Here is a 23,942-nt window from a genome sequence, read left to right as displayed (position 1 = left end):
ACTTAATCTATTTCTTAAAAAATATTACTTTACTGCTTACTCAATACCTCAATAATTCTATCCGCAATAGCCTCCATTCCCTTATCTCCTGGATGTAAAGCAACACCTTCATGTTCAACAACATGTTCTCCACCATTTTGGTCATAGACTATTGTTCCTAGTCCGCAAGTATATTCCTCATTATCTGTTATCCCATCTAGCGAAACAAAGCATTCACTTGTTTCATTAACAACATTTTCCTTAATTTGCTTTCTATCGTCATTGTTCCAATAATCTCCAACAATAATTATCTTCGCATTAGGTGCTTTTTCTTTTATGTAGCTAATAAGTGAAATATAATCCTTCTCATATGTAGAAAGGTCTGTAACATTCTCGCCCAATTGAATAGTTACCAAATCTAATTTAGCGCTTAAATATGGATTCAAATTAACCAACGTTTCATCCCTGTCATAAGCCTGCGTTTCCCACACTGTAAAATTTACAGCCTTACCTCTAACATTTTCATATTCTGTCTCAAGGTAGTTAACTACTCTATGAAAATAATCATGGTCAGCATCTGATGCTGCCATTCCTATTTCATTCCACCAATAGGTTGCGTAGCCATGTATAGTAATACTGTTTCCTAAAGCCAAATAATTATAACCATCATCCAGCCAATCCACATCACCTTTTGATAACGCATTTAGTTCTTCTCGTAATGATACAATGTTCGCTCGCAGCTCTTCTATCTGCTCATTTTGTCTTTGTTCATGTCGTATTATTCCCCAGAACACACATGCACAAATCGTTACCGCCAATATAATTATTGACCATTTATTTCGTTTAAATGATATGTGTTGTTTTTTCATTAGAATATTTCCTTAATACTGTTGTTTAGCGCATATTTAAAATACCAAAAATCATTTAGTATTCCCTTTTCTCCAACTAATACGATTGCCAAGCATTACATACATAATTCCAATTGCCAACGTTATAATTGACGTAATCACAAAGCTATTAACACCATAAGTTTTCTCGCCATATACTGTCATATAATAAATTGTCCAAACATACATATGAATTAAATAAAGCATCATGCTCAATTGGCGTAAGTAAGGATAAATCCAGTTATCTGACAATCTAATATCTTTTACTAAAGAGAAAAAGACTACTGAAATCACTATCTGTAAATAAAAAGAAAGAAAAAAACTATCCACTATGCATTTCGTAACTAAAGCACACAAAAAAATCACTATCTTCGATAAACTACTAAAAAAGCTACTTTTTCGTACTTTCTTGGAAATAATAATCCCTATAGGGATGTAAATAAATCCTCCAAAAATCCTTCCATTAGCAATTGTAAAATCGCATACTTTTTGCACTAGATCAAATACAATATTATTACTATTCTTAGGCATCATCATGACCCAATCAATAGAAACACTAAGTGCACTAAAAAATCCTACAATAATAGGAAGTATTTTATCCAGCAATTTAAATCTAACTAAAAACATTGTAAGCATCATGACATATATTGAAGATAGTAGGTACCAGAGATGCCATGAATTGTATTGCTCGCCCACAAACACATATCCTCTAAATGCCCAAAAAAGACTATTAATAAACCTTACTTGATTAGTGGCGAAATGATATATAGTTATTGGCAAATAAATGACTGACCATATAACATACAATTTCAGCAACTTTTTATTATGTTGCCTTAAAACAATCATATCATCTTCTGAACTCATCTCGCGAGTCATCCTAATACCAAGCAAATAGCCTGAACACAAAAAGAAAAACGGAACCGCCATTCCCGCTAATGAATTAAACACAGAAATAGTGAAAACATCTTTACAGTACTTTAAAGGTTCCGTATGTAATGCAATTACCACAACTGCCATTATAAACTTGAACAGATCTAAATTGTTATACCTTACACCAGTTTTATTCATGTCAAATCATCGTCTGCTTAAAGTGCTTCATTCATAGCGTCCTTGCCATACTTTATAGATTATAAATGCAGGAAGATAAACTACCCATATCAATATATTACCTATCACTGTATGTACTACGCACCTATTAAAATCACTGTCTTCTCTCTGTCGTTTATTTCTAGCAAAACACAAATATACATCATATAGAATAGCCATCTTTATCTTAGTTTTTATATTTACTTCAGTGTCATTTAAATACACAGCGGACCTATACATCATTCCATATGGAGAATGTATTTTCATTCTCTTTCCTGACTTTGTGAGTCCTCCCTCGAGATAATCACAATAATAGATTACTCTGTTGGCGTGTACCATATTATATGGACCTGACATTTTTAGCCATACTGCATCCTCAGGCATAAATTTCTCACCATCAAATTCTTCAAATGGGTATTTCTTCAGAACATCTGTATAATAGACTTCTGCCTTATCCCCCAAAAGATTATTATTAATCCTCTGTTGTCTAAATGTATCAACTACTTCATCTAGATGATATTTTCCAGTATTTACCTCTCCATTGCTATATGCTCGCAAAAAGCTAAATCCACAAAGCTTATCAGTTGCTTTTTTTTCAGCATATTTTGCCTCAAACTCAAAAATAGTCTCTACAGCATTTTCTGTTAACCAATCATCACTATCCACTATAAAAGTAAGTTCTGAATCAATTAGTGCAATTCCCTTATTTAGCGCCCTGTGCTTTCCACCATTTTCCTGGTACTCGTATCTGATACGAAATCCAGCAGTTTCAAGAAAACCGCGAACAACTTCCCCAGTTTCGTCAGTACTACCATCGTCTATAATCAGCCACTCAAACTCTTTATTTGTCTGAGCACAGAGCGACATATATAGTTTTTTAATTTTTTCTGCCCTATTGTAGGTAGGCGTTACAATAGTTAATATCATTTACTTTCACCTATAGTTCCGTCTATTTTGCTTTGATAACTCACTCATCTTTTAATCCTCGCAATTACTCTTGATGGAATAGACATGACTGATTTAAAAGCATCTTGAACACGTTTTTTTCTGTCTGCTTTCATAAAATTTCCATCATTTAAATAGTATGCCTTTCTTACTTCACCAAATGTTTTTTTATCATCAATCAAGCAAAGTTGCTCCCAATAAAAGAGATTTCGTTCATCCTGGTTGACACATCTTTCCAATAACCCTTTTTCGTATTTGAATTTAGCTTTATATGTCTGTTTGCGAATTTCAGCGGTCCTTGTAGATGTAAGACTCTTATCATGCCATCCATAATCGTATAAATCTTCAGAAATATGATGCAGATTTCCATTAAGATATGCTCGTATCCAATATTCATAATCCTCTGCAAGAAACATATCAGGATCATATTCCCCAATCCTTTCGGCCAATTCTCTCCTATACAAAAAACAAGCACCAACCGGATTTATATACTTGATTTTGTCTGGTTCGTCTTTTCTAGCCTTTTCTCTCAACGTACCATCCATATATACCACAGAAAAGTCAGTATAAACCAAATCATAATCCTCATTTTGATCTAGAAATCTGACCATTTTCTCTATAGCATTCACATGATATTGGTTATCATCAGATGTCCACGTTAGGTAATCACCTGTTGCACTTCTAAAACCGATGTTAAGAGAACGTGGTAACTTTTGATTAGTTTCATTATTTATCACATTAACTCTCGAATCCAAAGAAGCATATTTTTCAATAATAGCTTTTGTTCCATCTGTGGAGCAATCATTTACTACTATAATCTCCAGATTCTCATACGTCTGCGTAAGCACACTAGTAATAGCCTTTTCAATACTCTGTTCGCCATTATACACTGGCAAAACAACACTCACTTTCTTCATTTTCCACCTAAAGCCCTTCTTGCAAGCGCATGAAAACAATGCGCTAATTCTCGCCTATTCCATGCCTTTTCAAAACCTTTCCAATCCTTTTTGCAAATAAACAAAAGATTTTTCTTTAATATTGAAGGAATATCATAGTCGTATATTTTTAGTTCTACAAAAATCTCAGATTTTTCTATCAAATTCTGAATTTCTTTCACTTTACCATGGATATGCCAAAGTCGTACTCCCATCATAAGCTGCTTCAATATATCTTCAAGTAAAAAAAATCTATATATCTCTAGTTGACGACTAACCCTTTTATTTTCAGACATAGAATAATAATTCTTCAAATACTTATATAAAATGTCAGCTTCAACAAGCCTATTTTTATCAAATTCCTTAGACATAGAATTCTCGACCACTCTATAAAAATATCCATCAATATCATTATCTATTACAATTTTCTTGCACGCTAAAATGTACGGATATGAAAATGCAGAATCCTCGCCAAATCTTATATTTTCAGGTATTTTTTCAGAAGTATCCTTAAGAAGATCCGTCCTATAAATTTTTAAACATGTAGACGGAAACACAGAAAAATCATAATAGTTCTCATTCATACAATTCATATTCTCAAAAAGATGGATTAGTGCATCATTTTCATAAACCCCAGATTCCATTCTCTGTCTAACAACTTCACATCTTTCTTTCGAAAAATACTGTGTAAAGCTCACTGAAACCAAATCAGGGCACTCCGACTTCACAAGCTTCATCATCTTTAAATAATAATCTGGAGCTATAAAATCATCCCCATCAATAAACGCTATATACTCAGCAGTGGCTTCTTGCATTCCCGTTTTTCTTGCAGCAATAAGACCCTCGTTCTTTTTATGAATCACTCTAATTCTGTCATCAATAGCAGCATATTCATCGCATATTTGCCCTTCTTTGCCTTTTGATCCATCATCCACAAGCAATATTTCAAGATTACTATATTCTTGCTTAATAATGCTCTCTATACAGTCATGCAAATATGCTTCAACGCCATATACTGGAACTACGACTGAAAGAAGAGGATTATTCTCATGTTTTCCTACACTCATAACATAATTTCCTCTATAATCATACAAATACTCTCTAGCGCCCAATTAAGACCACAAGCTTTGTCCTTGTAACAATTTCGGCCAATAAATAAAGCACTACACTAGAAATTGCATAACAAATAACTTTGCAAATATATCTATGAAACCCTATAGGTTCTAAAGCCATAAAAACAAGCATTATTACCAACTGATTCAGACATAAATACACAATTGAATTTTCTCCAACAGAGCCTAGCAACTTATTAGGTAGTTTCTTTCCCCATTTGTCGTTGCATTTCTTGCAAAAGTACAAAAGAATCACAGAAAAGACAGTAGCATTCAAAAGAGACAACGGTATAATAGCATATTCTTCATTTCTCATATTGAGCTCACCATTTACGAATATAAAAACCACTTCTATCATCGAAAGAATTGCAATCCAGTACCATTTTAGTAAAAAAATCTTTTCCGAATACTTCCTTACCCAAACACCTACGTAATAAAACAGAACCCCAACAAAAGCTGCGCTCATCGACCACGGCAAAATAATTGGAAACAACAATTTTGCTAAAGCCCCTAACAATGCCAATGAAATTATGGCTGTTGTCTTTAGTGCAAAAAAACAATATCTGTCTAACAGAAAATAAATACTCTCAGCAATTAGAAGTGCCGTTATAAACCATAATGCCCCAGCTATTGCAAGATCATGGTTATTAACCCATATAAGATGAAATATCGGTTTTACTTCAAATCCATTCAACAGAATAAAAACTAGGTAATTAATTGTTCCAAAAGCAAAATATGGAATCAGCATAGTCTTGGCTTTTTTTTTCAAAAAACTACCAAATGTCAATTCCGCATCCGTCCTCTTTTTATAAAAAAAACCCGAAGCAACAAAGAACATTGGCATATTAAAAGCATGGATAAAATGATCCATCTTCCCCCAAAAACTCACATGTCCAAAAATCATAAGCATTATGCCAATGCCCTTGTATAAATCCATATAATCTACGCGTGAATTCTTAGATTTTTCTAATTTTTCCATTGCTTCCGCCCAACTGATTCCCTCTAACATAAAATGCTTTTTACTTCTTACTTACTGAAGCCACAGCTTCCTGCACTCCTTTGTAATATACATCAAAGCTAAAGTTCTTGCAGATATGCTCATATCCTGCTTTTCCCATTCGAGGTATTGTATCTTTATCCTCTATAATGCAACTTACTTTCTTAAAAAGATCATCTTCATCACAGTCCTCAAATACTTCGCCTGTAACTCCAGGAATCACGTAATCAGCTGAACCATTATCTGTTCCACTAATTGAAGGAACACAGAATGCCAGAGATTCTATTACTGTTATAGATGCTGGCTCTCCGGTACTTGTAAGTATATATAGGTCACTGTCTTTATAGATTTCCTCTATCTTTGACTTAGGTATATTGTAAAAAAGTGTAATATATTCTTTTAGTCCTTTTTCATCGATGTATTTCACAAGATTATCATAGTATTCCTGTTCAAATCTTGATGATATCTCTCCAGCAATAGTTAATCTCACGTTTGGATATAACTTTCTGAGCCTGTCCAGGACATTGACCATCATATAATGATTTTTTCTATCCTGATATTTTCCAATTTCAAAAAGATTAATCTTGTCGTCTTTGAAATAACGCTTCTTCTCAAAAGATAATTTTGGTTCTACCACAAATGGCGCATAAAAAGCATGTTCATCTCTTATTTTACCCTCCATGTCTATGCCAATCTGGTGAACTGGTGTTATCCTATCTAAAGGCGTGAGTTTTTTTACTAATTTATGTGCAAAGTCATTCTTAAAATACGAAGGCTCGGCATATACCGGACTTAAATTATATAAAATTGTCGGAATGTGCTTTCTCTTACAATATCTATAGCAAGACATAGTATAAAGAGAACGTTCCCTAAGTATTATTAAATCTGGCTTAAACTCATCAACATATTTCTTAAATTTGCTGGCTGGCGGAAAACCATATCTGATAAAAATATCGTATGCTGTGGGATCATTACGCTTGATAACCCCACTATAAAACTTATGCCAGGCTTTGAACACTTTTGAAAAGCCCAACATCTGTGGTTGAACATACTCATGTTCTTCAATTAATCCTTCGCTTTGTGTAAGGACTTTGACTTCGTGACCATTATCTACCCATCCCTTCATGATAAATAACATATTGGTATGGTATCTATGTAATACATACAAAACTTTCATGTCAATCAACTAACTCCTTGTTATGATAATCATAGTAGTCTCTCATAGTTATCCCCTTATATCCCTGATTTTGGGCATAACTAAAGCACTCATCAAGCATATTGTATAACTTTTCAATGGACTCATCGTCTGGAAATGCTGGGCTACCTCCTGGCATAAGTTCAGATGAATGAACCATGAACAAAAGAATTTCTTCGTTACACACTTTACTTAATAATTTTTTTACCCCGTATCCAGAAGTTGTATCAAAAAATCGAAGCCACTGCTGTGTCCCAGTCAGCATATGCTTTAATTCTTTAAGTGATGAATAAATCCCATTTACCTTGTCTATATCATAAAAATGCATATTCCTGATTGTAACGGGTATTTCCATAAGAGTGCTAGAATACATATATGGTTTCTCAGAATACATTGAATAATCAGTTCCTGGTACTCCAGACCTGCCAAGATTTCCATTCCAGTTCACGTGCGGTGTAACTGAGCAGTCCACCTTATACCCATATTTTTCCAATAACCTAAAGTACCTATCATCCATTGCCCATCTACCGCTTCTGTGTGAAACAGGAGCTCGCCCAAACTTTTCAGATATTAAATCTGTCATAGTCTTAATTTTTTGTTCCATGATATCCTCAGGATATTCTATCAAATAATCCCTTTGGTCAGTTACCTGGCTAAGTTCAAAGTCTGGTGGTGTATGCCAGGCATGAAGATGCATTCCAATTTCGCATTTTCCTTCATTTTGTTTACACCTCATATAATTTACAAAAAAAGAATCTTCTACTATTTCATAGTTGCATAACCACACCGGAAACAAACTATATTTCTCGCATAATTCCTGAAATCTAGGGAGATATTTAGCATTCTCAGTTGATATACCTTTTTGGGTATCCCACTGATTATCGCCCTCTGTATCTACTGACACTAAAAAGTATTTATTCATTAGTCTTCTTCCAATAATCTATATATAACTGCTTTATCTTATCATTAGCATTTGAAAGATCATAGTCTCTTTCAGATAATCTTGGCTCAACATGATAGCCACCATTTATAACTACATCTGCCCAATCTGATGCAGAACTATCCTGCAACATTCTACTGACCAAATTAGTTATAACGCTTTCCTCTGGGACTCCATTAGAAACCACACATCTTGTTCCACAAACCTGTGCCTCTACCAATGTTAATGGCGAAGCCTCTGAATGTGAAGTCATAAGCAATACATCAGCGGCACAATAGACATCAGTAACATTAGTAATATGTCCTAAAAAGACAACCCCATCCTCAATCTCATATGCCTTGGCTCTATCAACATATGGCTGAGTATCTCCTCCACCAGCAATAACAAGTTTTGCATCAGATCTTACTTTTAGGACTTCACTAAACACATCTATCATTAGTTCATAATTTTTAATTGGATCAAGTCTGCCAACTCCAACTAAAACAAAGTCATCGTCACTAATCCCAAGACGCTTTCTTGCCTCTTTTTTAGAAACTATTTGCCCCTTGATCTTGGAAAAATCAAATCCATTACGAACGATTTCATATTTACTGATGCCATAGTGATCCTTAGCTTCTCTAACCTGCTTATCATTAAGACAAATTGGAATAAAGCCTTCTTTCTGAAAGGCTCTTCTCACACATCTAAGTGCCCTACCTTTATATCTATAAGGATTTGAATGAAGGGTATCAAATCTCACAGGAACATCACACTTCACAATTGGTCCAAGTGTAGTCAATAGCAGCTCGGAAATGTGAACATGAACAACATCTGGTTTTTCTCGTCTTATTATTTTTTCCCAAGTCAATCTCTCCACTCGTTTATTAAATGGATATCTGATTATTGGGATTTTAACTATACTCTTTGGATAACCAACATATTCAACATTCAATTCCTCATTCATGATCACAATATCATTTTTCGAGCCATTAGGGGGGCAAAATGAAACTACTTTATAATCAATATCCGCATCCTCTTTAAAATAACGTAGATTATTGACTACTACCTGCTGGGCTCCACCATTTCCCATGTCCCAAATGAGAGCTAGAACTTTTATTTTTTTATTCATACTAATCAATTATCCTACTACATCTTCTTTTTTTCTTGATACGACATTCCCTTTACCAACTTCAAAAATAAGATCAGCATTTCTAATGGTTGTCAATCTATGAGCGATAATAATCATCGTTTTCATGCCATGAAGTCCATCTATAGATTCCATAACTGCTGTTTCCGTCTCATTATCCAGAGCAGAAGTTGCCTCATCCATAACTAAAACTTCAGGATCATGATAAAGAGCTCTGGCAATTCCAATTCTCTGCCTCTGTCCGCCAGATAATCTTGCTCCTCTCTCTCCTACAACAGTATCAAATCCATCTGGAAGACTAGCGACAAAATCATAAAGTTTAGCCTTTTTAGCAGCAATGATAACCTTCGCATCATCAATCTCTGATGGAGCAATTCCAAATGCTATATTATTTCTAATAGTATCATCTGATAGATAGATGAACTGAGGAATATAGCCTATGTTTCCATGCCACGCCGGTAAATCTGAATATATATCAACATTTCCAGCTAATATCTGTCCTCTAATTGGTTTCAATATACCAAGAATACAGTCAGCAAGTGTTGTTTTACCAGCTCCAGATTCGCCTATAAATGCCACCGTCTTACCTTTAGGTATAATAAAATTAACATTGCTAAATACCGGCTTTTCTCCATCTGGATACTTATACTCAACACCAACTAGCTTTATATCATTAAAATCATTATTTGCGCCAAACTGCTTTTGTGTATCGTGAAGCTTTCTCTCGGTGGCTTTATACTCTTCAACATTTTTGAGATCTTTATATATAAGGTCCACAGATGACATGGTACCATCTATGGAAGCAGTATGCTCATTAATCCTGCCTACGGATGGCATCAGTCTGAATGCAGCTGTTGCAAACACTGCGATCTGTGGAACGAAGGTACTAATACTTCCACCATCAACAAGCATCATAATAATAACAGCAACCATAAGTCCTATTATGCATATAGCTTCCACAAAGTACTTAGGAAGGACCGCCATAAGTCTTATGATTCTGAGAACATGGAGATTCTTATCTAAAGCTTTTGAAAATTCCTCTGTAAAATACTCGTTTCTTTCAAGTACCTTTATTTCTTTGACTCCCCCAAGTGCCTGGTTTATATCTTTATATACAATAGCCTCATATTCCTGACTTTTTTTACCCAGCTGTCTGAGTTTCTTCTTGGCACATTTAACATAAACAAAGGCTGCCACAGCAAGAAGTCCCACAATAACTATAGAAATCACAGGACTTGTAACAAAAAGGTAGGCCCCAAGAATAATGCATACAACAATTTCCATAGCCAACTCCATCACATGGATAACAACCTTTGCAAAATAATCGGCATCCTGGCGTATGGTCCTAACTAGTTCAGCTGGATTTGTTTTAAGATGAAAGGTATATGGCATATCCATATAGGCTGCCAAAAGTCTCTTTGCCACCCTTTGCTGTATATCATATGAGTACTTATAAACTGTGTTCTTCTCGTAAGACAGAAACAAATTCTTTATAACATAAATGACAATAATAACTAAAGAAAGGCCAATAATAGTCCTAGTTGTATTATCAGCACTGATAAACTTTGAAAGGAAGCCAAGCAATAAATCAGTCCCTTTTGAAGTGACATTTCCAGTTATAAGTTCTATATATGGGTTAAATACTGCAACTCCCATAAGTTCCAGCGCACTACCGATTATTATCAGAAAAAAGATATATCCCACATATACTTTTTCTTTTCCAGTTAATATATATGTCAATTTCTTATACATAAAATCCTTAAACTATCCTCTTAGTAATCTCACCCAAATATTTGGAATATCCTGCACAAATATTCTCTTCCTCAGTTATAATACTCCGTTTTTCTATAGGCATTTTCTCCATAGCTCCTCTAAGATACAACTCATACTCAGTATCTAGATTCCCGATATCTATTACTCTATAGCCCTTCCTGAATAAATCCTGAGCGAGTGGCTTCGCTGCTGCGCCTATAGCCAATAGAAACAACCTGTCCACGCCATATTCGAGACATGCCTCTAATATTTTATCATATGAGGCAAATGCGTTACTTGGTGGGCATATAATCCTCTCTACACTTCGTGATGTATCAAGCAAATCATTACCAACTCCGTTGTGACCGGAAACGCCCTCTACTACCACAACATCCTTGTCATTCCAAATTTTCTTTATATCTTCAAACCACTTTTTGCACTTACTCTTATCTTCTATCGTAATATAGCATCTTGAAAATGAAGTGGAGCCATATACCCTATTGGGATTACAGTATTTTTCATAAATCTTCCTGCAAAAAAGAAAATGATCTCTCCAAAACCGCTGAGTCCTAGGAATATACATATCAACACCATCAAAAATATCCTGAATTGCAACAATCATATTCTCATCGCTATACTTCAATATATCCTTCAATCTATCTACAAGCTCATCTGACCTATTCTGAAGATTCAAATTGATGCCTCTGATAAGTCCAATTTCTCCATCACCAAATCTTACAAGACTCTTATTAGTATTTACAAGTTCATTTATTGTTTCCTGAACTGACATCACACTAATATGAGGATGCATTTTCAATAACCCCGTCTGATATGCCTCATAATTCAAATATGCAATTATATCCTTGATTACACGTTTTACAGGATTCTCTCCATTTCTCGTGCTACTCATTCTACACGCTTCCTTTTTCTAACAAATATTATCATTATTATTGCCGATACCACACTTATTATTTCACACACTCTCCACAGCCCAGGTTCTCTATACTTAATTTCAATACTACCGGAATTTGCTTTCAATCTATCAGCAATTATAGTTAACTGGTGCTTGTCAGTACTTGACAGTTCTTCCTCTTCTCCATTAATCCAAGCCCTATAACCAGGATAATCAATAATAGGCAACGTAAATTTTGCGTCTCCATCTTTTGTATAATCAAAAGACATATCCACGCCATTTCTCTTCAAATTACTTACATCAGCATTTTCTGCTATAACTATAACAGTCCTTGGTAAAGATTTCAGCTCTTCATATGGCAAATCTCTATACATATAATCCACATTCTCAGTATCATCAACAAAGTGATAAGAATACTGATACTTATCCTGGAAAAACATAGGGTAATAATTTGTCACACAATCTATACTAGGAGCTATATTAATCAGGCATATAACCATCACTACAAAATATATCTTTAGATCAAGCTTCTCCAGAAAATAGAGTATCACCTCTGCCGTAACTACAGATAATCCCACTGTGGCTATTAGTTCATATCTCCAGGCAAACTGTACATGATACAACATTTTGCCTAATGCAGGAACTCTTATTATATAATCCCATGGAAAGAACTCTGATGAAAGCCATAAAGTTGCCAAAGAGATAAATACACAGGTTCCCAGCACATAATCACATTTTCTCTCTTGAATTACCATAACAAGAAATCCAATTATAGCAATCGCAAATAAAATGCCAACAGAAATAGGCATTTCTCCAGCAGTTTCACTGCCATACTGATTAGTCATTCCACCAAAATTAATCCACTGAAACATCTGTGGAATAAACACTACTGATCTATTAGTTATAGGCTGTTCAAAAATTATATTATAGTTTCTATTGTAAGAGAGCAGAAATGGAACTATGAACCACAAATTTAATAACAATGTTGTTAATACTGCCTTGCCTATAGCTAATAACTTCTTTACACTTGCCAGATTTCTTAGTCCCACAATACAACAAAGAATACACATCAATGTAGCCATTACTGAAGATAAAATATGCGAGCTAATAATCCCGGTCATGCCCAATGCCAAAATATGCCAGCGAGTCCCATCTTCCCAAATCACATTTACTATTCCGTCCAGTACCAAGGGGAAAAATATCATTGCCATAATACTTCCATATTGACACTGATACATTACCCCAAATCTGAATACCGATAATGTATAAATTGCAGAAATTATAAGGCCTTTTTTATAAGATTTAGTTATAGCAGAAAACGCTTTATATCCAATGTGCGCTGTCAAAAAATTGTTGATAATAAGGAAGACACATAGGGCATAATATTCAGACAATCCAAGTGCAACCATGATCGCTGCTGGGTATAATACTAAATCAGGATAAAAAATAGAAAGCGGATATCCTATACCATAATGCCATACAGGCTGCATTCTTACTGGAAATTGTCCAGACGAAAGAGCTTGCGAAATACCTTGGATTCTCATGAGATGAAACTGTAAATCTGCCCTCTCATAAAAGCCTTTCCCAAGTAAAGGAATTGATGCTATAAATGTAATGACTAGTAAAAAAAAGATTCTTCCAAAATCAGTTAGTCCAGATTCTTTTTCTGAATCAAATATTTTAAATTCCCATTTCTTTTTTCGAAATTGGTAGCCAATTATTAAGCCCAAAAGCGCTAAACAAAATAAAACAAACGCGCAGTCATAATAATATAGCTTATATGATGTATGATAAGCTCTCCCTATCTTCAGCGTTCCACTACCGCCATAATGTATGACCATTTTTACATCCCTTACATGCGAAGGAATTGTATAATCATATTCATATTCCGTTACATCTGGCAATAATGGTATATAATCCAAAACTTCTGTCTTAAAAGTATTATCTGGTGTCACGCTTCCATCAGTAACTATGCTAAATCCGCTTCCCTCATTTGAAACTTCACAGTGAAATTTAACATTATACTTTCCGGGCTTATAAGAATATAAATGAGCGTAAAGTACATCCCCCTCCTCAGCACTTTCACTTATAGTGCTAAAGTACTCATCATTCTCTATCCCTGTTGCATTAACATCAGTAGCAACAAAGCTTGCATTCAGTCTTAGTTTGTCATCTTTATAGGTCATGACCAAGAATGCCAAAATAACTATTATTCCAAAGCAGATGAAAACATTCTTTATCTTCTTTATATTGTCATTCTCATTCCTTATTGCCATTACAAATAAGCCTCTCCCATTCTCCAAAAATTTTGTCTGCACTTAACTCCTGTCTTATTTTTCTTGAACTTACGCTGAATTTTCTTCTAAGTTCGATATTCTCCGCTAAAATCATCATTTGTGTGTACAACTCAGTTGCATCACCAACTTTTACTAAATAACCATTTTCTCCATTCCTAATATATTCTCGTGCTCCTCCTGAAGCTACATCCGTACATATTGTAGGGACTCCAATAGCTAATGCCTCAATCATTGAATTAGAAATCCCTTCATATTTAGAAGAAGATACATAAATCTCAGCCTCAGCCATTCGTTTGTGTATATCATTAACATTTCCAGCCAAAATTACACTTTCTGTCAAACCATTCGAATCTATAAGGCTCTGCAGTTGTCCTCTCAGTTCCCCTTCCCCATATATAAGAAGCCTATAACCCGGTTTCTTTTTCGCAAACATAGAAAAAGCATTTATAAGCATCGGAAAATCTTTAGCATCAGTAAGTCTTCCTGCTGCCAAAATCACCTTGCTGCAATTTTCATTCCAATATGGAAGATCACCTATGATAGGATTACCCAAGACAACGCTTTTTTCTTGTATACGCTTGCTAAAATATTTTTTTGTTCCCTGAGTCTGAAAAACCATAATATCTGAAGATGAATATATATAGTCACGCAAAATTTTCTTAATCCCTGTGTTAAACGTCCTCTCCGGGTCACTTCGCATAGAATAAATCTTATATAAGTCTTTTTTGAGTGGAAGAAAAAGATTTTCAAGCGTCATAAAAGATACTACAGTATCTACATTGTTACGCTTTACAAGCTCCAACAGATTAGAATATCTCTTAATTGACCTAGTAAACTTATTACCTCCTTCAACTCCACAAAATATATACTTCACCCTTGGATCGATATCATATTTTATTTCATCTAGCAGAATAGCCGCATATATTACATCGTAACCTTTATCACATAAATAATTGGCAAGTAATACTGCTACTCTCTCAGCCCCACCTCGTGACGCACAGTTAGCCACTATACAAACTTTCATTTTTCAGAGTCTCCATTTTTAATCTTCAGAAGCTATGGTAAACAGCTTGAATGCCCGTTTTTTTATTTTCAAATAATTTGCAAGCACAATTGGCTCAACAAACCGTATTCTCATTGCATCAATAAGAGCACATACACCAAATACACAAATTGGTGTAATCAATGCATATAATGGATACAATGCTTTCCCATACTGAGTGTGCTGAATATCAATCAAACCTTTCCAAATAGCTAAGTTACTTACCGGTGAATTATGTAATAAATAAACACCGAAAGTGGTAGCAGCAACCTTATTTACAATATTTACACTACCTATTTGAAGATTTTTAGCAAGCATAAATGCTGAAATAGCTGCTATAGGGATAAAAAATGCATGATTTATCCCTGATAGAATAGCATGATATTTAACTAAAATTAAATCTTTAAAGCCAATCTGACTGACTAAATTGACATATGAATTGCATACAGAACCGCACCATGAAGTAATAAATAATATCACCATTACAGCCTTATTAGCCCTCAACTTACAAATTCTGATATATGCACCAACAATATAAAAGAAAATGGCGTTCTGAAGGCTGTCAAAATAGCTACCTAAAAGAATTGCCAATGAAAACCAAAATATCCAATATATAAATATCAGGAATTTCTGCCCTTTTTGATTAAGGATTAATAATATCTTATTTATATAATCTGACAGGATAATCAAAAAAACATATACTGTCACAAACCAGTAAGCACCCCCCGTAACCGGAAGCAACAACTGCTTAGGTAACTGTTCGCCTACATATATTGCATTCATCCAATCGGCATCATGGAAAAATAATAATGCAAACACGCTCAAGATAGCAAATATAAGTGAATAAAAAGTCGTCTCCAAAAATACTTTTGCAACAGATACCCCTTTCTTATATATGCTAAAATATCCTGTAATCATAAAGAAAATCGCTACGCCAACTGTTCCTCCCGGCATTAAAAAACTTGTAACCCACCAATCCTTGCTCGTTCCAAAGCTTAAACCATCATTGTAAAATGCTAAAATCCCAGATTCCTGAACTTCAGCATAGTGATGAGCTACTATTATTAGCATCGCCATAATTCTTAATAATTCAAAGCTGGATTCTCTTTTCTTCCGGTCAATCATACCTCTCAAGCTCCTGCTATATTTAATCCTACCATTTATTTGTTAATATCTAGTTATATCTATGCTATTATTACCTTTATCAATGTTGATTTCACTTACAATCTGACTATATTCGTTGTCATAAACCACAATATCTATTCCTTGTTTTGGGGTTCCACATTCCTTCCCGTCAACAATCATGGAATACTTTCGATATCTTTCATCCAAATTAGTAGTATCTATAGTAAAACTGTATGTAGCTAGCCCACCCCTAATGGATCCAGAAAAACTAAAATCATCATAAGTCTCTTTCTCAATTACCACTCTATTCGCATCTTTTACGAAGCAATAGTGAACACCCACCTCATTCTCTAGCAAATTATCTGTGACCCCCAGTTTTTGCATAAGAGCCAGAGCTTTTTCATCTATACTATTTCTGTAATCAGTAGGTGCAAAAATGAATATACTATAATTAGTATCATTTATCATTTCAAGAAAATCGTATACGTCCTCTGTTTGATCTATCAATATATTCTTGACCTTATGATCATAATTTTTCCCTGACAATTCATATGAATTATCAATTCTTGGCTTAATACCATAGTCTCTTGCCAAAACTTCTCCCAAATAGGAAGAAATTTTCTCTGCCCCAAGATAATTAGGATGCCCATACGCATTTTCTTCTACATCATAGTCAATCTTATTGTATAATGACTCTTCATTAAAGTCATAAAATGGAATTCCATTTTCATCAGCATAGCATTTCGTTGCCTTATATCTACTAATAGGTTCAGCACAAGGAATATTTGTAAAAACCAGCTCAATTCCTTTTTTTCTGCAGCAATTGACTATTCTGTCCAAATATTCATCAGCAATCTTAACCATTGGCTCTTCTTCAATTCCATCAACATCACTGGCTTTAAATGTAACTGTAGATGCTCCTGGTTTCTTATCTCCAACCAGTGCATATCCCTTAATAGCTCCATGCTCTACCATAGAATCACACACATAATCTTCTTCATCCAAATTCGCCCATCTTGTATGATAACGAATAATTGGAAACAAAATACTCCATTTATCCTGTGTTGGATCTATTCTCTCAATATCCACTGCTGCCTCTACCTTTGTAGGAGATAAGCGCATGAAATCCATTGCCTTACGAACTGCACCTTCACTACAATTCATATCATTATAAACATATGCATCGAAATAGTAGTGAAATGTATATGTATCAAGAATAACCACTTTGGGAGACTGATACTTTAATGCTTCCTCCAGCCAATAATATGTTACTACAAGACTTTGCTGCTCACTTGCGAGATTGTAGCTTGTAATACCATATTTATCGTAAATTACCTGAGGATTAAATGCGCATGCTGCATGTGAACTTCCAAAGAACAGCACATCAACAGAATTCTTCTGAAGTTTATAAAAGTCTTTATATGTATTCGTAGTAGAATATACCTCGTTATAATAATACTTTGGGATAAAAAGTCCATTTACAAACCACAGGCAAAATATTAATACAGACAAAAACATTATAAGCTTGCCTAAAATTCTAAGCTTTCTACCCACGTTAAAATCCCCCGTAAATAAACATTTGGGAATCAAATCCATACCCATAAGTTCCAAATATTATAATAAATACTATTGCCATTATATATATAGTCCAGCGATAGATTATCGGAAGCGCAAGCACACGTTCCCTAATATTTATTCCTCTTTCATGCGCAAAACTAACACTTATCAAAACGACTATGCAAAGAATAAGAAGATATACCTCTTTCATGCTAAGCCCCAAACTCCAAAGAGAATCATCAGTTAATATCCATATATTATGCACTGTAAACATAGACTTAATCATCTGCATTCCAGTTTCTAAATGATCTGCTCTAAATATAATCCATGCAATTGCCACTAAAAAAAATGTAAATATTTGTCTTATCAACTTATTCTCGGCATTATTCCAATCTATACCAACCCATTTACTAATCTTATCTCTAATAGGCTTCAAAATAACAGACAAAATCTGATAGCAACCGTGTATCATCCCCCATGCAAGATACTTCACCCCTCCTCCATGCCAAGCACCACTTACCAGAAAAGTAACAATCAAATTAACCATCTTCCTGAGAGTGCCTTTTCTGTTCCCTCCTAGAGGAATATATATGTAGTCTCTAAGCCATGAGCTTAAACTAATATGCCACCTTCTCCAGAAATCACTAATAGAAGTGGCAAAATAAGGATGCTTGAAGTTGTCTATGAGTTCTATTCCAAACATCCCGGCAACACCCTGTGCGATTACCGTGCACGATAAGAAATCCGCGTAAAGCTGAATACTGTATAGTACTCCGGCAACTAGTACATATATGCCCTGGAACGTCGGAAATGAATCAAATACAGTATTTACAATTACTCCTGCCTTATCTGCGATACACAGCTTTAAAAAGAATCCCCATATAACCAAAAGGAATCCCTTAACAATATTCTTTTCAGAAAATTTATGGCCTTGCGTTAATTGAGCCATAAGTTGTTCATATCTAGGAATAGGGCCTTGAACTATCTGTGGAAAAAAACATACAAATAACAGAAACTTAAAGAAATTATCTTCAGAAGTTATCCTCTTATTATATATATCAGAAAGATATGCAATCATCTGTAATGTAAAAAAAGATAATCCCAATGGAGCAATCCACCAATCTGGCATATCATTTCCTGTCAGTACAATGCTTATGAACGAAGCCTCCTTGAACAATACCAGTGGCATCGATATCAAAAGTAACGCCATAAAAAACATAAGTTTTTTATGACGTTTTAAATCGACTACAATTCTTCCGAATAACCAACACAAAAATGCGCTTACCAATAGAAAGATAAATGCTCCCTTTATCTTTCTCGTAATATTCCAATAAAAACCTAGGCTTCCAACAAGTAGGACTACCCATCTACGTTTTAACGGTAAACAATAGTATATTATCAGAAGAATCACTACAAATGCATAATAATATATAGATAAATATGCCATGCCTTACTCATACCCCTTACTTAGTGGAAACCAATACATCCTCTCAGATTTTTTCTATATCAAGTAAAACTATTAACACACTCTATAACTTTCATCTGTTCTTCTTTAGTCATTCCGTTGTACATAGGAAGTGATAATACCTCACTTGCATACTGTTCAGTGATGGGCAAGCTTCCCTCTCCAAGGCCAAGATAAGTATATGCTTCTGACCTGTGAGGAGGAATAGGATAATGAATGATAGTCATAATACCATTATCCTCTAGGTACTGTTTAAACTCATCTCGCCTTCCTGGAATTCTGAGCACAAATTGGTGCCAAACAGATGTAGAACCTACTGCTACAGAAGGCTTTATCACAAGCGGATTTTCTATTTCCTCTAAATAAACGCGTGCAAGTTCTTCTCTCTCTTTTGTAATCTCTGCCATATGCGATAACTTAATTCTAAGCAACCCTGCCTGAAGCTCATCTAGGCGAGAATTAGCACCAACTACCATATTATAGTATCGCTTCTCGCTACCATAATTCCTGTATATTTTCATAAGGCGAGCAAGCTCAGGATCATTAGTCGTGACAGCTCCAGCATCACCGAATGCTCCCATATTCTTTGAGGGATAAAAAGAAAAGCACCCAAAATCTCCAAAACTTCCTGTCATCTTATCACCGTGATAAGCGCCATGTGACTGAGCACAGTCCTCTACAAGTCTTAAATTGTGTTTCTTACAAATATCCACAATTTTAGTCATGTTTGCAGCCTGTCCATACAGATGCACTACTAAAACAGCTTTTGTCTTTTCTGTTATCTTTTCCTCAATCTTATCCGCGTCAATCTGATAGTATTCATCTGGCTCCACAATTACTGGAGTAGCGCCATTTATACTTATCCCCATAACACTTGCAATATAGGTATTTCCTTGAACAATAACTTCATCACCTTGACCAATTCCAAGGACTCTAAAAGCAAGCCACAGTGCATCAAGTCCACTTGCCAAGCCGACGGAATACTTTGTTCCAATATACGAAGCAAACTCTTCCTCAAAAGCTTCATCCTCTTTTCCAAGGATATACCACCCTGAACGCAAGACTTCTAGTGCTTTCCTCTCGTATTCTTCCTGATATTTGTTAAATCCGCGATCCATGCGGCTTTGCATAATCTTATCCATTTCTTACCCTCTTTTTTAATCCAAAAGGATCAAATTAACCTTTCCATCTTCATCAATCTCTACTTTCAGAACTTTTCCACTGAGTTTATCATATGAGACACCTTGTAGCATCGATGAATAATACTCAGTGAAATCGTCATATATACTCTGAATATATATATAATCTATTTTATCCTTAACAAGTATCTTTGAAAATTCCTCAACCGATATCCGCTCATACTCATTCTTGGGTTTATTGTAAGTAAAATCATTCTTTACTATACACTTTGCAGGATACATGTCATAAGAGAAGGATGCGCCAATATTGTACTCAACATCAAGTGGTGCTTCCTGGATCAGAAAAATAGTGTCATCCTCTGTAAGCGTAATTCCTGCATTTTCAAATCCATAAAATCTTACATGATCTGGCTTGATCAGAAGATAGTTACTTACAGAGCTTAAATCCATCATCAGAACAACTACTGTAAAAACAACCACAAACGGATTGATGTTCCACCTATTATTGGCAAAAACATCTAAAAACCAGTGTGCACAAAGTAATAATATTGCAAAAAAGCACCCCAATAAATACCTTTCTATTGCTGGTACATATTGTCCAAATCCTGGATTATATGGAGCAATTTCAGCTGCATATGTAACGCACAAAGCGCCTACATAAATAGCCATCGCAGGTATAAGCGAAATAATTTCATAAAACATAACCCTGTTCTCTTTTTTTCTAAACCTACTATTATGCCTAATAGCATAGCATATAAAAAATAATACCAAAGTAAGTTTGAAAAGAGATATTTTGATTGTATCGCCCCATGCAACTTCATTTGTTGCCAGAATTGCTTTAAAGTAATTAATTGTAGACGAAGTACTAAGATCATCCACTAATAAATACTTATCAAAAATCCATTTACAGCCAATAAGAATAATAACTGCTGTAAGCGCTACAGCTATCTTGCATATCGTCTTATTCCAATTGTCAAAAACTATTGCTCCTACAATTCCTGCAACTACCATAATCGGAACAATAAACAAATATTTAGATTTTCCCAGCCATAATAAATATGTCAACATTGGACATACAGCCAACTCTATAGAGATAATTGCCTTACTTTTATAATTCTGTGAAGGATTATATTCGCGTCGCCACAAAATAAAAACAAATACAGCCAGCATGCACGCAGCCAGTAAAATTCCTATTCTCTTGGTCGAAGTAATAAGATATAGCTCAGAAATAATCTGATAAAAATATACCTTATCATTAGTTGTAAAAAAAGAATATATCGATACAGCCATAGCTCCTACTGCAAGACTTATTATTCCATCTCCAAGAAACGCATTATATATTCTATCCCACATGGAAATAGGGATTAACAATACAGTTAATCCCAGTACTATAGTTTTTAGCACATTTCTCTTATTTCCAGCGTACTTTATTATAGGCATTACCAGAGTAGCTATAAGAACATCCATAGACCATAAAGCCATGCTATCAGCATATCCAATCCATGTTTTCTCTGCAAATACTCCCCAAAGAAGCATACTTCCTGGATGAATTGCTTCTGAATCGCATCTTATGTCATTAGTATAATAGTACCCTTTTAAAAGTCGTCCCCAATAATCCTGCGCATCAGATCCAGTCAATCCCCTGCCAAAATTTACAAAAGCAAAAAAAGCAATTACACAAAAAAGGAAGATACCTCCTGGACTAAATACAGTATCTATCCAATCCTTTCTTTTCATAAACAGTGCGTAGATAATGTAAGCTACACATATTCCAGAAAAAAATAATACAACAATAATCCCAACTTGAATATCACTAATCAAGCTGGGTATAAACATCATTACTATAATCATCGATATAGCTATCAACGCTATATCTTCTATGCGTTTCTTATATTTAATTGCCAAAGCTGCCGCTACTGGCCAAACTAAAAATGTTCCCATCCAATCCTCCGTTTAATAAATCAGTACCTTCCCAAGTCGAATAAATAAGTCCTCTTATACTCCCCACCATTCAAATAAATTGCTGCCCTACTTCCTCCACAATCTCCAGCAATCAATTCATCACATCTAGATAAAAGAACTAAACTGGAAATATATTCCACCGCTTTCAGCTCTCTATCATGCTTTCTGCCATATCCAAATGACTCAACTGTTAAATTTGTAGTTCCATCAGCATAAAAATTATCATAGTATTTTCGCTTATTAACTAATACTTCACAATTGGGGAAACGCTCCTGAAAATACTCAACGGCTTTCTTATCCTCAGTAGCTATATATATGTATTTATATTTCTTTTTCTTAATACGCTTTTCACATTCGTCTGCTATCTGCTCAAAACTTGGCTGAACAGGGTGATTTTTGGGTTTTAACTGAGTGTAATCTGTTCCTCTTGCCAATACGCCAAGCACCTTTTTCCCTGACAAAATGGCATTAAACTCATCTTCAACATATTTGCTTGTTTTCTCATTTAATCTAAAGAATTCCTTGTAAATTCTTGACATGATTGCTCTTTGATGCCTAGCTCTTACATTGAACGCATCCAAATGAAGTGCAAAATATTCCTCGTTCATATCAGTGTAAATAACATCTTTATAATTCTCAATATTATCAACACTTTCTCCTCTTGATTCAAAAAAAGCATTCCACATGTTGTAGTTTTCTTCCATTATTGTAAGGTCAAGACAGTACGCTGTTCCTTGTAATTCGTACTCAATCATCATACTGACCAAAACATGGAAATTATAAATACTAAAATTCCCTCGTATACCTCGAATTACTGCAAGCTTTGACTCATTTCCAACGCACGTCCTTTTGCTCAGTTTAAACCATCTCTCACACATCTCAATTTGAGCAGGTCTACAAATTCGATACACTTTTCTTATAGGCCACAATATTGTCTTTATGATATTCATTTCTGCCTTCTCCACGCCTGTTGCAGCTATCTCCGTAGCATTTTTCCATAAATATTGCTTAAACAAATGTTTTATCTAAAGCCTGTCTATCCATGATCGGTATTTTTGCTTACATTTTATGAAACAACTCCCCAAGATTAGCAATGTGGCTTTATAAATCTAGACTTAATACTGTATAGTATACTTAGAATATTCATTTTGATTTTTGAGGCTTCTGGCATAAAGGTGGGTACTATGCCTAACCTCTGATGTACTTTTACAATTGAAAAACCATCTGTGTTTCTGTAATGTATTAGCGACTAAACTACAACATTCAGAGATACCGGAGGTACCCACAGATGGTTTCTGCTAATACACTATGTAAAAAACTGCTCAATGTCAACCATGCTGTCATAGAAGATGCAAATTTCTATGATGACCAGGATGGTGTATGCCACCTCAGGATACAGGCTAGGACTGATAAATGGCATCAGGATGATTGCCCGTTCTGCCATAGGCGGTGCTATCGTTATGATCAGAAGACCGAGCATCCTCGCAC

20 protein-coding genes are annotated in these 23,942 nt (G+C 34.9%); all 20 read right to left on the bottom strand.

Features of this window, described 5'->3' with window-relative positions; all coding sequences use genetic code 11:
- Positions 1 to 29 precede the first annotated feature (29 nt).
- Positions 30 to 848 (bottom strand): SGNH/GDSL hydrolase family protein, encoded by an 819-nt coding sequence (locus BLO53_RS17135; RefSeq protein ID WP_092064423.1) that lies wholly within the window; start codon positions 846 to 848, stop codon positions 30 to 32.
- 51 nt (positions 849 to 899) lie between these two features.
- Positions 900 to 1,934 (bottom strand): acyltransferase family protein, encoded by a 1,035-nt coding sequence (locus BLO53_RS17130; RefSeq protein ID WP_092064420.1) that lies wholly within the window; start codon positions 1,932 to 1,934, stop codon positions 900 to 902.
- Between the two features lie 27 nt (positions 1,935 to 1,961).
- Positions 1,962 to 2,879, bottom strand: coding sequence for a glycosyltransferase family 2 protein (locus BLO53_RS17125; protein WP_092064417.1), 918 nt, complete (start codon positions 2,877 to 2,879; stop codon positions 1,962 to 1,964).
- A 44-nt stretch (positions 2,880 to 2,923) separates the two neighbouring features.
- On the bottom strand, positions 2,924 to 3,814 hold the full coding sequence (locus tag BLO53_RS17120; RefSeq protein WP_092064414.1) for a glycosyltransferase family 2 protein: 891 nt from the start codon (positions 3,812 to 3,814) through the stop codon (positions 2,924 to 2,926).
- Entirely contained in the window at positions 3,811 to 4,899 is a 1,089-nt protein-coding gene (locus tag BLO53_RS17115; protein ID WP_092064411.1) for a glycosyltransferase family 2 protein, read from the bottom strand. Before BLO53_RS17115 ends, BLO53_RS17120 begins: the two co-directional genes overlap by 4 nt.
- A 34-nt stretch (positions 4,900 to 4,933) precedes the next feature.
- On the bottom strand, positions 4,934 to 5,953 hold the full coding sequence (locus tag BLO53_RS17110) for an acyltransferase family protein (RefSeq protein WP_092064408.1): 1,020 nt from the start codon (positions 5,951 to 5,953) through the stop codon (positions 4,934 to 4,936).
- 10 nt (positions 5,954 to 5,963) lie between these two features.
- A complete protein-coding gene (locus BLO53_RS17105) occupies positions 5,964 to 7,118 on the bottom strand; it encodes a glycosyltransferase family 4 protein (protein ID WP_092064405.1) in 1,155 nt (384 codons plus the stop codon).
- A gap of 1 nt (position 7,119) precedes the next feature.
- Entirely contained in the window at positions 7,120 to 8,058 is a 939-nt protein-coding gene (locus BLO53_RS17100) for a hypothetical protein (RefSeq protein WP_092064403.1), read from the bottom strand.
- The gene (locus tag BLO53_RS17095) at positions 8,051 to 9,184 is read right to left on the bottom strand and encodes a glycosyltransferase (RefSeq protein ID WP_092064400.1); all 1,134 of its coding nucleotides are present in this window, start codon (positions 9,182 to 9,184) and stop codon (positions 8,051 to 8,053) included. The genes BLO53_RS17100 and BLO53_RS17095 overlap by 8 nt, the downstream gene beginning before the upstream one ends.
- A gap of 9 nt (positions 9,185 to 9,193) precedes the next feature.
- Positions 9,194 to 10,954 (bottom strand): ABC transporter ATP-binding protein, encoded by a 1,761-nt coding sequence (locus BLO53_RS17090; protein WP_092064397.1) that lies wholly within the window; start codon positions 10,952 to 10,954, stop codon positions 9,194 to 9,196.
- A gap of 7 nt (positions 10,955 to 10,961) precedes the next feature.
- Positions 10,962 to 11,864: a GT-D fold domain-containing glycosyltransferase gene (locus BLO53_RS17085; RefSeq protein ID WP_092064394.1), complete on the bottom strand. Its 903-nt coding sequence runs from the start codon at positions 11,862 to 11,864 to the stop codon at positions 10,962 to 10,964.
- A complete protein-coding gene (locus BLO53_RS17080; protein WP_092064391.1) occupies positions 11,861 to 14,143 on the bottom strand; it encodes a hypothetical protein in 2,283 nt (760 codons plus the stop codon). The genes BLO53_RS17085 and BLO53_RS17080 overlap by 4 nt, the downstream gene beginning before the upstream one ends.
- On the bottom strand, positions 14,127 to 15,188 hold the full coding sequence (locus BLO53_RS17075) for a glycosyltransferase (RefSeq protein WP_092064388.1): 1,062 nt from the start codon (positions 15,186 to 15,188) through the stop codon (positions 14,127 to 14,129). The genes BLO53_RS17080 and BLO53_RS17075 overlap by 17 nt, the downstream gene beginning before the upstream one ends.
- Before the next feature lie 18 nt (positions 15,189 to 15,206).
- On the bottom strand, positions 15,207 to 16,331 hold the full coding sequence (locus tag BLO53_RS17070) for an acyltransferase family protein (protein WP_092064386.1): 1,125 nt from the start codon (positions 16,329 to 16,331) through the stop codon (positions 15,207 to 15,209).
- 42 nt (positions 16,332 to 16,373) lie between these two features.
- Positions 16,374 to 17,933: a hypothetical protein gene (locus BLO53_RS17065; protein WP_143003269.1), complete on the bottom strand. Its 1,560-nt coding sequence runs from the start codon at positions 17,931 to 17,933 to the stop codon at positions 16,374 to 16,376.
- Complete coding sequence (locus tag BLO53_RS17060) at positions 17,887 to 19,335, bottom strand: MBOAT family O-acyltransferase (protein WP_092064380.1); 1,449 nt, start codon at positions 19,333 to 19,335, stop codon at positions 17,887 to 17,889. Before BLO53_RS17060 ends, BLO53_RS17065 begins: the two co-directional genes overlap by 47 nt.
- Before the next feature lie 59 nt (positions 19,336 to 19,394).
- Complete coding sequence (locus BLO53_RS17055) at positions 19,395 to 20,495, bottom strand: DegT/DnrJ/EryC1/StrS family aminotransferase (RefSeq protein WP_092064377.1); 1,101 nt, start codon at positions 20,493 to 20,495, stop codon at positions 19,395 to 19,397.
- 15 nt (positions 20,496 to 20,510) lie between these two features.
- A complete protein-coding gene (locus tag BLO53_RS17050) occupies positions 20,511 to 22,433 on the bottom strand; it encodes a hypothetical protein (protein WP_092064374.1) in 1,923 nt (640 codons plus the stop codon).
- 20 nt (positions 22,434 to 22,453) lie between these two features.
- Positions 22,454 to 23,404, bottom strand: coding sequence for a hypothetical protein (locus tag BLO53_RS17045; RefSeq protein ID WP_092064371.1), 951 nt, complete (start codon positions 23,402 to 23,404; stop codon positions 22,454 to 22,456).
- A 356-nt stretch (positions 23,405 to 23,760) separates the two neighbouring features.
- Positions 23,761 to 23,942 (bottom strand): hypothetical protein (locus BLO53_RS19340; RefSeq protein ID WP_207648487.1); only part of this gene is annotated, 182 nt, incomplete at its 5' end.

Origin of the sequence: Butyrivibrio sp. INlla14, from assembly GCF_900102515.1 — a bacterium.
Lineage (GTDB): Bacteria > Bacillota > Clostridia > Lachnospirales > Lachnospiraceae > Butyrivibrio.
Note: the sequence above shows the minus strand (reverse complement) of the source record. Positions and strands in the feature narration are given on the sequence as shown.